At 57.1% G+C, this 13,651-nt stretch carries 10 protein-coding genes, 1 tRNA gene and 3 pseudogenes; 8 read left to right on the top strand and 6 right to left on the bottom strand.

The features are described 5' to 3' along the window. Positions 1-70: 70 nt before the first annotated feature. Positions 71-194: pseudogene (locus tag V476_RS29390) on the top strand (IS5/IS1182 family transposase); the annotation flags it as partial. A gap of 224 nt (positions 195-418) precedes the next feature. Here V476_RS29390 and V476_RS16300 read toward each other — a convergent pair. Together V476_RS16300 and V476_RS29385 are read right to left on the bottom strand one after the other, a co-directional pair. Next, positions 419-1,420: a glycosyltransferase family 2 protein gene (locus tag V476_RS16300; protein WP_080278453.1), complete on the bottom strand. Its 1,002-nt coding sequence runs from the start codon at positions 1,418-1,420 to the stop codon at positions 419-421. 175 nt (positions 1,421-1,595) lie between these two features. Further along, a complete protein-coding gene (locus V476_RS29385) occupies positions 1,596-2,621 on the bottom strand; it encodes a methyl-accepting chemotaxis protein (protein WP_371834269.1) in 1,026 nt (341 codons plus the stop codon). Between the two features lie 1,371 nt (positions 2,622-3,992). On the opposite strand from V476_RS29385, the gene V476_RS16290 reads away from it, so the two are divergent. After that, entirely contained in the window at positions 3,993-5,114 is a 1,122-nt protein-coding gene (locus V476_RS16290) for a J domain-containing protein (RefSeq protein ID WP_004389957.1), read from the top strand. 117 nt (positions 5,115-5,231) lie between these two features. Beyond that, positions 5,232-5,308 (top strand) — tRNA-Met (locus V476_RS16285). Positions 5,309-5,460: 152 nt separating this feature from the next. Here V476_RS16285 and V476_RS16280 read toward each other — a convergent pair. Then, a complete protein-coding gene (locus tag V476_RS16280; protein WP_024959456.1) occupies positions 5,461-6,357 on the bottom strand; it encodes a LysR family transcriptional regulator in 897 nt (298 codons plus the stop codon). A gap of 130 nt (positions 6,358-6,487) precedes the next feature. Here V476_RS16280 and lldD point away from each other — a divergent pair, with 130 nt between their 5' ends. Continuing rightward, positions 6,488-7,630 carry an FMN-dependent L-lactate dehydrogenase LldD gene (gene lldD / locus V476_RS16275; RefSeq protein ID WP_024959455.1) on the top strand — a complete coding sequence of 381 codons (1,143 nt, stop codon included), beginning with the start codon at positions 6,488-6,490 and terminating at the stop codon, positions 7,628-7,630. A gap of 131 nt (positions 7,631-7,761) precedes the next feature. Beyond that, the gene (locus V476_RS16270; RefSeq protein WP_024662822.1) at positions 7,762-8,025 is read left to right on the top strand and encodes a hypothetical protein; all 264 of its coding nucleotides are present in this window, start codon (positions 7,762-7,764) and stop codon (positions 8,023-8,025) included. A 165-nt stretch (positions 8,026-8,190) separates the two neighbouring features. Here V476_RS16270 and V476_RS29380 read toward each other — a convergent pair whose 3' ends face one another. Together V476_RS29380 and V476_RS29375 are read right to left on the bottom strand one after the other, a co-directional pair. After that, positions 8,191-8,979, bottom strand: coding sequence for a methyl-accepting chemotaxis protein (locus V476_RS29380; RefSeq protein WP_370683524.1), 789 nt, complete (start codon positions 8,977-8,979; stop codon positions 8,191-8,193). A 117-nt stretch (positions 8,980-9,096) separates the two neighbouring features. Further along, positions 9,097-10,071, bottom strand: a pseudogene (locus tag V476_RS29375) (cache domain-containing protein); the annotation flags it as partial. 379 nt (positions 10,072-10,450) lie between these two features. On the opposite strand from V476_RS29375, the pseudogene V476_RS29370 reads away from it, so the two are divergent. Then, a pseudogene (locus V476_RS29370) lies at positions 10,451-11,470 on the top strand (methyl-accepting chemotaxis protein); the annotation flags it as partial. 39 nt (positions 11,471-11,509) lie between these two features. Beyond that, the gene (locus V476_RS29365) at positions 11,510-12,373 is read left to right on the top strand and encodes a methyl-accepting chemotaxis protein (protein WP_370683523.1); all 864 of its coding nucleotides are present in this window, start codon (positions 11,510-11,512) and stop codon (positions 12,371-12,373) included. A 64-nt stretch (positions 12,374-12,437) separates the two neighbouring features. On the opposite strand, the gene budC is transcribed toward V476_RS29365, so the two are convergent. Then, positions 12,438-13,202 carry a meso-2,3-butanediol dehydrogenase gene (budC, locus tag V476_RS16255; RefSeq protein WP_010424878.1) on the bottom strand — a complete coding sequence of 255 codons (765 nt, stop codon included), beginning with the start codon at positions 13,200-13,202 and terminating at the stop codon, positions 12,438-12,440. 226 nt (positions 13,203-13,428) lie between these two features. Here budC and V476_RS29085 point away from each other — a divergent pair, with 226 nt between their 5' ends. After that, positions 13,429-13,557 carry a hypothetical protein gene (locus V476_RS29085; RefSeq protein ID WP_258043948.1) on the top strand — a complete coding sequence of 43 codons (129 nt, stop codon included), beginning with the start codon at positions 13,429-13,431 and terminating at the stop codon, positions 13,555-13,557. The last annotated feature ends 94 nt before the right edge of the window (positions 13,558-13,651 follow it).

Raw genomic sequence — 13,651 nt, 5'->3', positions numbered from 1 at the left:
AAAGAAACTGGACCAATATCCGGGCCAACGTGTCTGATGCAAGACACATTGGCCCATGTGCAAATAGTTCGAAATGATACATGGGGAGGAAACCTGTGTCAGCGGTGATGCTGGCTACACCCGCGTTGACAAGCGTGCGGAGCATCATGATGATCTAGTCGATCGCTGCACGGCATGGCGAGAAAAGTCTGATTATCTGATATGGCGGGCGCCTTTTGAAGTCCAGGCCGAGAGGGCATCAAAAATTGATGCATACTTCAGACCTTCTAAAGGAGCCCAATACAATCGAATGAATTATCTCGCTTAATCACATGCGACTCCACGCACCGTAAACTTTCTATTGAAGGTGCTTTGACGAATACCTTCCGTTTGATCATTATCAAGCGTCTTGCGTAAACAACGCAAAATTGATCGCCTGCTACACTCGCCCCACACATATTGCCAATATCAGACTTAGATTGCCCTGCACCGTCTGCCGGTAGATCCCGGCCTTTCGCAGAGTCAAGACGCGCTTTAAAAAAACTTCTCTTCGACCGGTGTCGAAATACGCCAGTACGCTCCTGCTTTCTTCAGTAAGCGCAGACTCCATCCCCTTCAGAATGGCCACGTTCGCATCGTTCCACTCTATAAATCGCCCCGAGAGCATTTTACGAAACCGTACCAGCCTTTCTCGAGTACTCGCATTGGCCCCGATCAAGTTTCCTCGGTGCTGGCGATAGTAGAGGCAGGGGTCGGCATCATAGAAAACCTGACCACCGCACCCCGTAACAAGAAGATAGGTCAGCCAGTCATGGGCGATCAGTGGGGCGTGTTCAGGCAATTTGACCAAAAGATCTCGCGCCGCCTGGTTGATCAGCATGGTATTGGCACCTGCCAGGCTCTGAACCAGGGCGTTTTTAAAAGACGGCTCTTTTTTGAACAGCGGAGAAACCCCGATTACCTTCAAGTCCGCATCGACCAGCCTGGTTCTGGAGCAGTAAAGCGCCGGTTTATCGGGCTTCAATAGCTCAAGGCGCCCCACGCTTCTCTCCAGCTTGTCGCTGAACCAGACGTCATCCTGATCACTGAACGCAAAATAGTCGGCGTCTATTTCAGGGCGTCGAACCAGCGAGACAAAGTTCTCCGCAAAGCCCTTGCAGGGGCCGCTGAAAATGACTAGTCGCTCCGCACCCCAGCGAACCTGGTATTCGGACAAAATGCGAAGAGTGTCATCGGTCGATGCATCATCGGAAACATAAAGAACCCAGTTGCGAAAGGTCTGAGCAAAAAACGATTCGAGCTGCTCACGAAGGTACACAGCCCCGTTATACGTGCACATCAAAATGGCGACGCGTGGGCGGCCGGACGCGTCGGATAAACCTCGACGCCGTAGCGGGCTGGCACCGTCTGCCCTGTGTTTTTCGGTGAGCTGCGTTCTCAAGAAACCTTTCGCCTGCAAAAACCGCGCATTTTACGCCTTGTGTCGACTCCCGTCAGTTATCAAATGATTGAATGTATATCCGTTGATCCAACTTTTACACGTCCTCCCACAAAAACGGACAGTCCGGCGGGTTTCACCACGCAGGTTCTTCGGTCTGATGCGGCAAACTGCCCAGTTATCCCAAGCGAAACCGCGCCGTATTGTCATTCAGCGCCCGACTGCCCTGACTCAAGGTATCCGCCGCCTGATTGACCGCACGGGCACCTTCCAGCAAACGCCCTGCGGCCTGATCGACCTGCTGGATGTTGCTGCTCACTTCATCAGCGGTCGTCGCCTGTTCTTCCACGGCGGTCGATATCTGCGCCAGCGTATCGGTCACACCCTGCACTGCTATGGCGATTTCGCCCAGGCGGACGCCCAGACCGGTCACCGACTGCGCATCGTTGACGGCTTGTCCACAGGCCGCCTCCATCAGGTTGACTGCCTGCGTCACGGTGGAGCGCAAGCTGTCGACCGTGCCGGCGATCTGGGCGGTCGAGGCCTGGGTGCGCTGGGACAGGCTGCGCACTTCATCGGCAACCACGGCGAACCCGCGGCCTTGCTCACCGGCGCGTGCCGCCTCGATGGCTGCGTTGAGGGCCAGCAGGTTGGTCTGTTCGGCGATACCGCGAATGGCATCCACCACCGATTGAATCTGCTGGCCCTGCTCGCTGACCCGGCCCAGCGCGGCGGCAGTTTCGGTCAGCCGCTGATTGAGTTGCTGAATGCTGTCAGTGGTGCGCTGGCTGTCCTGGCTGCTTTGCTGAGCAATCTGACGCGTCTGCCTGGCGCTCTCCGATGCCTGCTCACAGCTTCTGGCCACGCCCTGGGAAGTGGCAGCCAGTTCGGTGGCTGCTGCAGCGATCTGACTGATCTGCTGTTGCTGGTCCTCGACTTCGGTGAGCGTCCCGCTGGACTGAGCACTGAGCGTCAGCACGGCGTCGCCGACGCGAACCGTTTCCTGATTGACGCCCAGCAGGCTGGTGCGCAATTGCACCACCGCGACGTTCAGCGCGCGGCTGATGGCAGCCAGCTCGTCACGGCCCTGCACAGCCACTTCCACACACAGATTGCCGTCACGCAGGGATTCAGCCAGCGTGGTGATGCCTCTGGCGCTGTTGCGAATCGAGGATTGCAGACAGGCGAACAGATAGATCGCCATGATCACCAGAACACAGAAGACCAACGCCATCGGGATGAACTCCGTGTTGGAGCTCTCATGGTAGTAATCGAGGCGTCCGTTGAGCGCCTCAAGCGACTGCCTGCGCAACTCCGTCGTGCTGCCGGTCAGGGTGTCGATGCTCTTCTCGAACTCTTCCGGCTTGAGCTTGATACTGCCGCCGAAAACACCGTCATCAATCACCTTAACCTGTGCTTCCAGCACTTGCATTACTGCAGCGTACTTGTCGGCCCACGGCTGCAACTGCTCGGGAAGCTTGGACAGCAGCAGGCCGGCAGCCTTTTGCATCTGGTCCTTGGAGTCATCGATGCGACCACGCAGGTCGCGCATTTGCAGACGGCTCTGCAAGCTGAACTGACCCGATGCCACCGACGTCTGCCCCACACTCGACAGACGACCGATACGCTCGATCAGGTCCGGCACTTGCTGGGTGGAGAGCTGCATGAGCATGTAGGTTTCAAGCCAGGGATCGAGAATCAAACCGCTGTCCATCGCGATCTGCTCGCGCAGTGCCTGAACCAGGTTAAGCACCGTAGTGAATCGGTCGTAGCCATCAGGCCACCAGCCCACCGTGCGCAATGATGCCGTGTCCAGACCGGTGACGGCGGCTTGAAGCGCCTTGAAACGGTTCATGGTATCGGCAGGTGCTTTTTCTTCGACCAGTACCGCCTGAACGCCCTCAAGCGCCTTGGCAATGCGAGGGATGCCTGCATCGACGCTGGCCATGGCAGCCTTTGCAGCCGGAGTCGGCTCGCGCAGGATGTCGGCGGCTTTCCAGCGTGCGGCATGATCGCGCTGGGCGGACAACTCGATGTTCAGATCGTCGAGCGCCAGCAACTGACGCACGCCGGATTGCTCCCCGGAAATGACATCGAGCTTGTTGCTGTACTCCTTGGTGATGACCCATGCGCTGCCCGCCAGCGGCAACATGAACAGCAGGAACAAGACCTGAAACTTGCGAGCAAAACCAAAATGTCCCATCAGGCGCATGCCTGGTGACAAAAGACTGTTCATGTCCTGCGACTCCCGGTGAACACCTGCCAGATCTGCAAAAACAGAGGCGATGCCTTTTGTTGGAAAAACACTAACAGCAAAATGCCATGTTCTTGTTTCAATGGCGATACGCGTCGCCTCAGATTGGTACGCAAAGTGTCGCCATTCATTGTTTTTGGCGTCAAAAAGCTTCTCAAACGAGCTATCAGGCACATCCAAGCAAGAACCGGACCGCTCGGCAGACGAAAAGAGTGCTTTACGACAGCCATTTATTCATCCCGCAAAAAGGTCGAAAAAAGTAGACTGGAGAACGACAATCGACCACCACGCAGCAGTGCTCTCGCCATCAAGGAGGTCTTCATGACCACCCCACCCGCCTCGCCACGTATCGTCGCGCAACCGTCCAGGCCGCAATTGAGCGCCGGTCAGAAGAAATTCAACACGCTGATGGAAAAGCTCGAAACCAGGCGCAAGCTTTTGCAGCAGTGGCTCTCGATTTCAGCCACCTGCGAAAAGCTGTGGATCGAAGAACTGGTTCCGATGCTCAGTGAGCAGGCCGCGAACGAGATGAACAAGCTGCGCTTGCTTGACGTAGCTTTCGATCAGTTCCGCCTGGCCAAAAAAGACAGGCACACGCTGCTCGAGATTATCTGCGTCCTGACCACATCGCTCATTGGCGGCGAACACGATGAAGAACTGAAGCAGCTCTACCTCAAATACACCGGTAACGACTACGACGAGGAGGAGCGCCTGCAAAGACAGCGGTTCAAATCATCGCTGGAAGAAGATCTGGGCGTGGAACTGGACGACGATGTCGACCTGGACTCTCTCGAAGACGTGACCCGGCATGTTGAAGAGAAGCTGAGAGAACAGGCCGAGCAGGCGCAAGGCGCACAGAAGCCGAAAAAGCCGACGGCCAGCGAACTGCGTCGTGAGCAGGAAGAGGCTGAAGGCAGCCAGTCACTGCGCGAAATTTACCGCAAGCTGGCCAGCGCGCTGCACCCGGACCGTGAACAGGATGCCGATGAGCGCGAGCGGAAAACGGCGCTCATGCAACGGGTCAACGAGGCCTATGAAAATGACAACCTGCTGGCGCTGCTACAGATGCAAATGGAGATTGAGCAAATCGATCAGAGCCACATCGACAGCATCTCCGACAAGCGCCTCAAGCATTTCAACCGGATCCTGAGCGAACAGCTCAGAGAGCTGGAAGACGAGATCCACGATCGCAAGATGCTGATCCGGGAACAATTCCTGATGGACCCGTACGAGGACCTCAAACCCAAGACTGCCAACACAAAATGTGCCAGGCAGGTCAAAGCCATACGGGAGCATCTCGACGAGGAACAGGACGAACTGCAGTTACTGACCGACCCGAAAAGCCTTAAAGCCTGGCTCAGGGATCAACGGGGGATGGCCGAGATGCTGGAGAGAGTAGAAGAATTCGATGACCTGGAAATGCTGGAGACCCTGTTGCGCTGAAAGCCCGAAAAACCTGACTCCAACCCGGGCTTCGACCTAACCGGTTGATCGCACGCAATTATTTTTCACAACAACGCTTGACACATATGCGTTCTCCGAGAATAATGCGCGCCACTTGGCTACATAGCTCAGTTGGTTAGAGCATAGCATTCATAATGCTGGGGTCCGGGGTTCAAGTCCCTGTGTAGCCACCAAGTACCGATTCACAGTTTTCTTCTGATAACTGTGAATCAACAAGAAGCCCGCCTCGTGCGGGTTTTCTTGTTTCTGGCCTTCCCGTTTTGTCATCACTCTTATGCCTCCCTGCGCATGCTTCAATCATGCCTCCTGGATGATCCGCGCAAATTCAGGACGTCGTCGGAAGACGGGTTTCCCTGGCGAGGGTCAACCAGGCCTCGGCCGCAGGTGACAAGTGCGCGTTCTTGCGCCATGCCAACACCATATGCCAATCCGTATCCGGCTCGTTCAGCGCAACCAATCGAATCCCGTCGTGATAGTGCTTCTGCGCCAGCATTCTCGGCAAGAATGCGACACCCAACCCTGCCGAGACCAGATCTACAATAAAGTCGACCTGACCACTGCGTGCAGTCACTTTGGGCGTAACGCCCTTGCGGTCGCATGCCAGTTTAATCATGGTGTTCAGTGCAAACCCCGCCTCGAAGAGGATAAACGGCGTTTCGGCCAGGTCTTCAATGACGACTCGTTTGCGCTTGGCCAATGGATGGTTCGCTGCCATGACCACCACTACGGGCTCGATACGCACATCCTGGTAATCAAACTCTTCACTGAACGAGTTCATCTTCAGCAGTGCTGCCAGCTCTACTTCTCCCGAAGCCAGGCACTCATGCAGTTTGCTCGCGCCGTGTTCGGTGAGCTGAATATCGATATCCGGATAGCGGGCGCGGTATTGAGTGAACATGGCGGCGAAAAGCGCACCACTGCCCACGGGAGGCAGACCGATGCGCAACACGCCGCCCTTCAAACCACGCAGGTCGTTGAGCTCGGTCAGCAGATCGTTGCGCTCGGCCAACAGGGTCAAGGCGCGGCGGTAGACGATTTCGCCGGCGGCGGTCAGTTCGCTGCGGTGGCCAATACGGCTCAACAGCGGCGTGCCCAATTCGTCTTCAAGGGTCTTGACGGCCTTGCTGACGGTGGACTGGGTGAGCGATACCACATCAGCGGCCTGGGAGAAGCTACCCTGACGTACCACTTCGACAAAAGTGCGTAATGTTCGAAGGTTCACAAGTATTCGATTTCCGACTGAATTCAAGTTGTATTAGTTGTTTTGATCATAGTCGGTTTTTCCGTAATCTGAACCTGCCGCTCCCCCCTGGCGGCCTTGGTTCGTAGATTTATTCGCTCAGGAAAACGTCATGATTATTTCTTCGGCATCCGATTACCGTGCAGCGGCCAAACGCAAACTCCCGCGTTTTCTGTTTGATTACATTGACGGCGGTGCGTATGCAGAGCACACGCTGCGTGCCAATGGTTCGGACCTGGCCGATATCAGCCTGCGCCAGCGCGTCCTGAAAAATGTCGATAACGTGAGTCTTGAAACCAGGCTGTTTGGCGAATCCCTGGCCATGCCGATTGTCCTCAGCCCCGTGGGCCTGAGCGGAATGTATGCGCGCCGGGGTGAAGTGCAGGCAGCCAAGGCCGCGGCGAACAAGCGGATTCCATTCTGCCTGTCGACAGTGTCGGTGTGTTCGATTGAAGAGGTAGCGTCGCAGAGCAAGCAGGCGATCTGGTTTCAGCTCTACGTGCTCAAAGACCGTGGCTTTATGAAAAACGCTCTGGAGCGTGCCAAGGCGGCGGGCGTCACGACGCTGGTCTTTACCGTCGACATGCCAACGCCCGGCGCGCGTTATCGCGATGCGCACTCGGGCATGTCCGGGCCTTATGCCGCGCCTCGACGCATTCTGCAAGCCATGACCAAGCCGGACTGGGCGCTGAATGTCGGCCTGCTCGGTCGCCCTCATGATCTGGGCAATATCTCCAGATACCTGGGCAAGGCCACCACGCTGGAAGATTATGTGGGCTGGCTGGCGAATAACTTCGACCCGTCCATAAGCTGGAAGGATCTGGAGTGGATTCGTGAGTTCTGGCAAGGCCCGATGATCATCAAGGGCATTCTCGATCCGCAGGATGCCAGGGATGCGCTGAGTTTTGGCGCGGACGGCATTGTGGTATCCAACCACGGCGGACGCCAGCTGGATGGCGCGCTGTCCACCGCCAAGGCCTTGCCGCCTATTGTTCAGGCGGTCGGCAGTGACCTGACGGTGCTGGCCGACTCCGGCATTCGCTCGGGTCTTGATGTGGTGCGCATGCTCGCCCTCGGAGCCAAGGGCGTATTGCTCGGACGTTCGATGGCCTATGCGCTGGGCGCCGATGGGCAGCGTGGCGTCGAGAATATGCTGGATATTTTCGCCAGGGAAATGCATGTGGCGATGACGTTGACCGGGGTGACTTCGATTGAACAGATCGACGAAAGCATTCTGGTTAAATCAGCTGTTTGACAGCCGCGGCTGGACTTGATCGTGACTCGAGTCGGCCTTTCGACGAACTGCATTTTTCACTTTGAATGTCTGGTCTATGCTCGAAAATGATGGTTCAAGACGAGCCAGCATTTCTCATGACGGAGCAAAGCATGCGTAAACTTGTACTCTCAATGACTGCCGCCCTCTTCCTGACAGGTGCTGTAGCGCCAGTCGCCTTTGCAGAGAGTGAACTGGAAAAGGGTGTCCGGCACGATAACCGTGAGCTGGATAAAGGTGTCGATCATGACGCCAAGGAAGTGGACAAGGGCGTGAAGCACGACGCCGACGAAGTCGACAAAGGTGCGAAGCATGACGACAAAGAGCGTCACAAGGCCGACAAGCACATCGATAAAGAGGTTAAAAAGGATCTCTGACCAAAAAGCCTGCCACCGAGCAGGCTTTTTTCATGGGCGGATTGCGCTGGACGGTCCAGCAGGGCCGCTGAAACATCCACGCACTGGTGCTTTTACTCTTTCGCTTTTGAAGACCGGGCCAACTACCAAGTGTCAGTGGCCCGACCTCTGTTACTGGATATACGGTCAGATCTTGAAACTGTCGACCAGTTGTTTCAAACGCCCGGCTTGTTGCGAAAGCGCAGCACAATCCTTGAGCGTTTCATTAAGGTTGGCCACGCCTTGTTGATTAAGCGTGTTGATCTGATTGATATCGATATTGAGTGTTTCCACAACAGCAGTCTGCTCTTCTGTCGCAGCGGCGACCGATTGATTCATGCCATCAATATCGCCGATGCGCCGTGTTACCTCGCGCAGCCGACTGCCCGCCTGATTGGCAACTTCGACACTTTCCTGACTCGACGTCTGGCTTTCATTCATGTTGAGCACTGCATGCTGAGAACCGGTCTGCAGACCGCCAATCATCTTGTGAATCTCGTCGGCAGAGGTCTGGGTACGATGCGCGAGGTTGCGTACCTCGTCGGCAACTACCGCAAAACCGCGTCCGGCCTCACCCGCGCGGGCGGCTTCGATGGCGGCGTTAAGGGCCAGCAGGTTGGTCTGTTGCGAGATGCCTTTGATGACATCCAGAATATGGCCGATGTTTTCGGTGCTGGCGTTGAGTTGCTCGATCTGCGTGCAGGAATCACTGATCTTGGCCGACAGCGCGCTCATGGCGTGGATCGTTTTCTCGACCACTACCTGACCGTCTTCTGCCTGGTTGCGGGCCTCACTGGCCTGGATCGAGGCGTCAGATGCGTTGCGGGCAATCTCCTGGGTTGCAGCACCCAGCTCGTTGATCGCTGCAGCGACGTTGTTGGTTCGGGCACTCTGCTCATCGAAACCGACGATGGACGAGTTGGAGGAGTTGACCACCCGTTGCGACAGGTCATGCACCTGAAGCGTCGCGGAGGACACTTCTACGATGGACGCGTGCACGCGCTCCACGAACTGATTGAACGAACCGCCCAGTGCGGCGAACTCGTCCTTGCCCTGAATACTCAGGCGCCGAGTCAAATCACCCTCGCCCTGGGCGATGTCCTGCATCGCACGGCCCATGTCGGTCAGCGGGCGCATCAGCGCACGAATGAGCAGGCTCAACAGCAACGCAATCACGGCGACTGCAATCAGCACGGCAACCATCGCCGAGCTGCGAAACTGGCTTAACGGCGCATAGGCCTTTTCCTTGTCGATCGACAGACCAATGTACCAGTCAGCCGAGGGCAGCCCGGTGATGGGGGTGAATGACAGCAGCCTTTGCTGACCATTAAGGGTCACCTCACGCAGGCGCGCGTCCAGGCTAATGGTCTGGCCAGGGTAGACGTCCTTGAGGTTTTTCATTACCTGTTCCTTGTCCGGACTGACGATGATCTGTCCGTCGCCACTGACCAGAAAGGCATAACCCAGGCCGCCGAACTCGACCGAGTTGATGATCTTGACCAGCGTGTCGAGGCTCAGGTCGCCGCCGACGATACCCGTGACTTGACCTTCCGCCTTGACCGGGCTGGCGATCGTTACCACCAGGCCACCCACGGAAGCCAGATACGGCGCGCTGAGAATGGTCTTGCCTGCGTCGACGGTGGACTTGTACCACGGCCGCTGGCGAGGGTCGTAACCCGCAGGCATCTCCACATTGGGCCGTTGGGTGAACGCGCCTTTGCTGTCACCGACATAGGTGAACTGAAAGGTCGATACCAGCGCAGACTGCGATACCAGCCCGCTGAGGTCGGAATTGACGCCCTGAAAAGCTACGTTCTGGGTGAGATTTTCCAGCACCAGAATGCGCCCGCTGAGCCAGTTCTGGACGCTGCTGGCAGTCAGTTGACCCGCTTGGCCCACGGAAGACTCGAGGTTCTGGTTGATGGTCTTGCGTTGCAGGTAATCGTTGTAAAAGGTGAACAAGGCGAACGCCAGCACCACTACACCGGCCGCGGCCAGCAGAATCTTATGACGAAACTTCAAATTCATGACAAGGCATCTCAACAGGACTGCTGGAAGCAGGCTCGAATGTCAAAGCAAGTTACGACACAAAAAATGTCATGCCCTGCACCCACAATGAGCCTGCAACGGATAGGGTTTTAATCTCGCAAACACAGCCGACAGTGTGCCGCTCCTCCTGGAATGCGGCGTTTCTAATTCAATGACTTACGCGTTGCTTTATAACGCTGTGCCGGCGCAAATGATATGCCCGGGGAAAAATATTCGGAGCGTGTAGGAACTTTCTTTATTTTTTATTTCAGCTTGGCCATTCCCTGCCGATAGTGTCTGTGTACCTCACCTCACCCTGACCTGTATGCCGTGCCTTTCAGGGATAAAACCGTTTTAATGGCAGTTGTTGGAGAATTTAATGAGTAGCTGGTTTGCAAACATCAGCGTGAATATGAAACTGGCTCTTGGCTTCGGTCTGGTACTTGTTTTCACAGCCATTCTTGCACTGACTGGCTGGACCAGCATGGGCGGGCTGATCAATCGCAGCAACTGGATGAGTGACATTACTTCACTCAATGCACAGTTGACCAAACTGCGCGTAACGCGCCTGCAGTACATGGTGGCCGACGGCGACGAGAAGGTTGCAGAAACCGTGCAGACCTCGCTGGACAGCTTCAAGGCGTATCAGGAAAAACTGCGGGCCTCGTTCAAAAGTCCCGAAAACCTGAAAATGCTCGATCAGTTGGGCATCGTGATCGCTGACTACCAGAAGTCCCTCAACAACATGCGCAGTGGCTATAAGGCCAGCACCGCTGCACGCGATGAACTGACCACCCACGCGAGCAAAAGCCTCGCGGTGTTCGAGCAGCTCGTGACTGAAGTCAGAAACATGGACCCGGCTGACGCCAACCGATTCGAGCAGTACCGCCTCGTCACCGATGCCAAAGATGACTTGAGAGTCGCGCGCTATGAAGTGCGCGGCTACACCACCAATGCCACGCCCGAGACCGAGCAGGCAGCTGTTTCGAAACTGGATTCGGCCATCAAGGATCTGGACGCGCTCAAGACGACCTTCAGTGGCACTCAGGCCGATCAGCTCAGGCAGCTGGAAACCTCGTTGATGGCCTATCGGACGACCTTGCAAAGCTTCAAGGCGGCCACGGGCACGATTGTCCAGGCGCGCAAGGAAATGACCACGCAAGGGCAGGATATCGTCAAGATCAGCGAGGACATGTACAAGCTGCAACTGGATCGCCGCGATCAGGAAAGCGCACAGGCGCGTACCACGCAGATCGTCTGCACATTGCTGGCTATGATTCTGGGCATCATTGCCGCAGTGATCATCACCCGGCAGATTACCCGTCCCCTGCAGGAAACCCTGGCGGTGGTCGACCGTATTGCCTCCGGTGACCTGACCCAGACCCTGGCCGTGACGCGCCGTGATGAGCTCGGCGTTCTGCAGCAAGGCATCCAGCGCATGGGCAGCACCCTGCGCGAGCTGATTGGCGGTATTCGCGACAGCGTCGTACAGATCGCCAGTGCCGCCGAAGAACTGTCGGCGGTTACCGAACAGACCAGCGCTGGCGTCAACAGCCAGAAAGTCGAAACCGATCAGGTCGCCACCGCCATGCACGAGATGTCGGCGACGGTTGCAGAAGTGGCGCGCAACGCCGAACAGGCCTCGCAGGCCGCCTCCAACGCTGACCGCGAAGCGCGTGACGGTGACAAGGTGGTAGGTGAAGCGATCGCCCAGATCGAGCGTCTGGCCAACGAAGTGGGTCGCTCCGCCGATGCCATGACTCAGCTGGAGCAGGAAAGCGACAAGATCGGCAAGGTCATGGACGTCATCAAGGCGGTGGCCGAACAGACCAACCTGCTGGCGCTCAACGCCGCCATCGAAGCGGCCCGTGCGGGTGAAGCCGGACGTGGTTTTGCGGTGGTTGCCGACGAAGTCCGCGGCCTGGCACAACGTACGCAGCAATCCACCGTGGAGATCGAAACACTGGTCGCTGCGTTGCAGAGCGGTACGCGCCAGGTGTCCAGCATCATGCTTAACAGCCGCGAACTGACCGTCAGCAGCGTGACCCTTAGCCGTAAGGCTGGCACGTCGCTGGGCAGCATCACGCAAACGGTGTCGAGCATTCAGGCGATGAACCAGCAGATTGCCGCCGCCGCTGAAGAGCAAAGCGCGGTCGCTGAAGAAATCAGCCGCAGCATCGTCAACGTGCGCGATGTGTCCGAGCAGACCGCTTCGGCCAGCGAAGAAACCGCCGCGTCCAGCGTCGAGCTGGCGCGCCTGGGCGGGCAGTTGCAGACGATGGTCAGCCACTTCCGGATCTGATCACCCTGTGTTGACATCAAGCCCGGTCTTTACCGGGCTTGATTGTTTCTGCCCCCCCTGACAGTCACGCCTGTGGCGGCTGCCCGTTGGACGCCGACAGGCCACCGTCTACCGGCAGGTTGACGCCGGTCACGAAGCGCGCGTCATCGCTGGCCAGGAAGGCGATCACGTCGCCGACGTCTTCGGCTTCGCCCGGGCGACCCAATGGGATGCGCTCCATGAATTTGGCCATCAATGCTTTGTCACCCAGCATATCTTCAGTCAGCTCGCTGCGGGTCAGTGAGGGGCAGACGGCATTCACGCGCACGCCGTCAGCACCATGGTCCATGGCCAGCGAACGGGTGAAGTTGGTGATGGCGCCCTTGGCCGCGTTATAGAAGCTCATGCCCCAGTCGCCGCCCAGACCGGACACCGACGAGACATTGATGATGTTGCCTTGGCTGGCGATCAGTGCCGGCATGGCGGTGCGGGTGCAATAGAACACGCCGTCCAGGTCCACCGACATCAGCTCTTTCCAGTCCTCTATGCCCAGCTCGGTCACTTTGCCGGACTTGACGATGCCGGCATTGTTGACCAGCACATCCAGGCGCCCAAAGCGGGTCGCCACTTCCTTGAACAGCGCTTCCACGTCGCTCGGGTCGGCCACATCCGTAGCTCTGACCAAGTGCCCTTCGCCTTTCAGTTGTGCCGCCACCTTGGCCAGCTTGTCGTGATTGCGGCCGACCAGCACGACGCTTGCGCCTTCCTCGGCAAAACGTTTGGCGGTCGCTTCGCCGATTCCGGAACCGGCACCTGTGACGACGATGACTTTCTGGGTGAAACGATTCATTCGGCAGTCTCCAAAAAATGAACGGGATTACCGGGTGGACTGCACACCCGCCCGCAGCGTTCACTTGCATTTAATTTTGCTTTCAGGAGCGCGGTAAATGACCGGTGAATCGTTAAACCTCGACCATGGGTGCGTTGACAACGCGGCGATGGTCTGCAAATAATCCTCGAAGTTGTACGACAACCTATAACGCCAAAAATAAAAACAACACCGAGGCCAGTCCATCATGAACACTCACGCCGCGCCTGCCCGCTCGATCAGCAAGGGCTCAATCATCGAAGCCTTGATCAGTGACGCCTCGTTTACTGAACACTCTCACGACCAGACACCCTTCTCGATTCACAACATTCGCTGAAACACAGCGAACGGTACTCGGCCGCCTGCAGGTCGAGGCCATGCCTGGCGACAGGCATCACGTAATCCTCGAAGGTGTCGGCCGCCGCTCGCGC

It is taken from the genome of Pseudomonas syringae KCTC 12500 (assembly GCF_000507185.2).
Lineage (GTDB): Bacteria > Pseudomonadota > Gammaproteobacteria > Pseudomonadales > Pseudomonadaceae > Aquipseudomonas > Aquipseudomonas syringae.
This window is presented reverse-complemented; position numbering and strand designations above follow the sequence as displayed.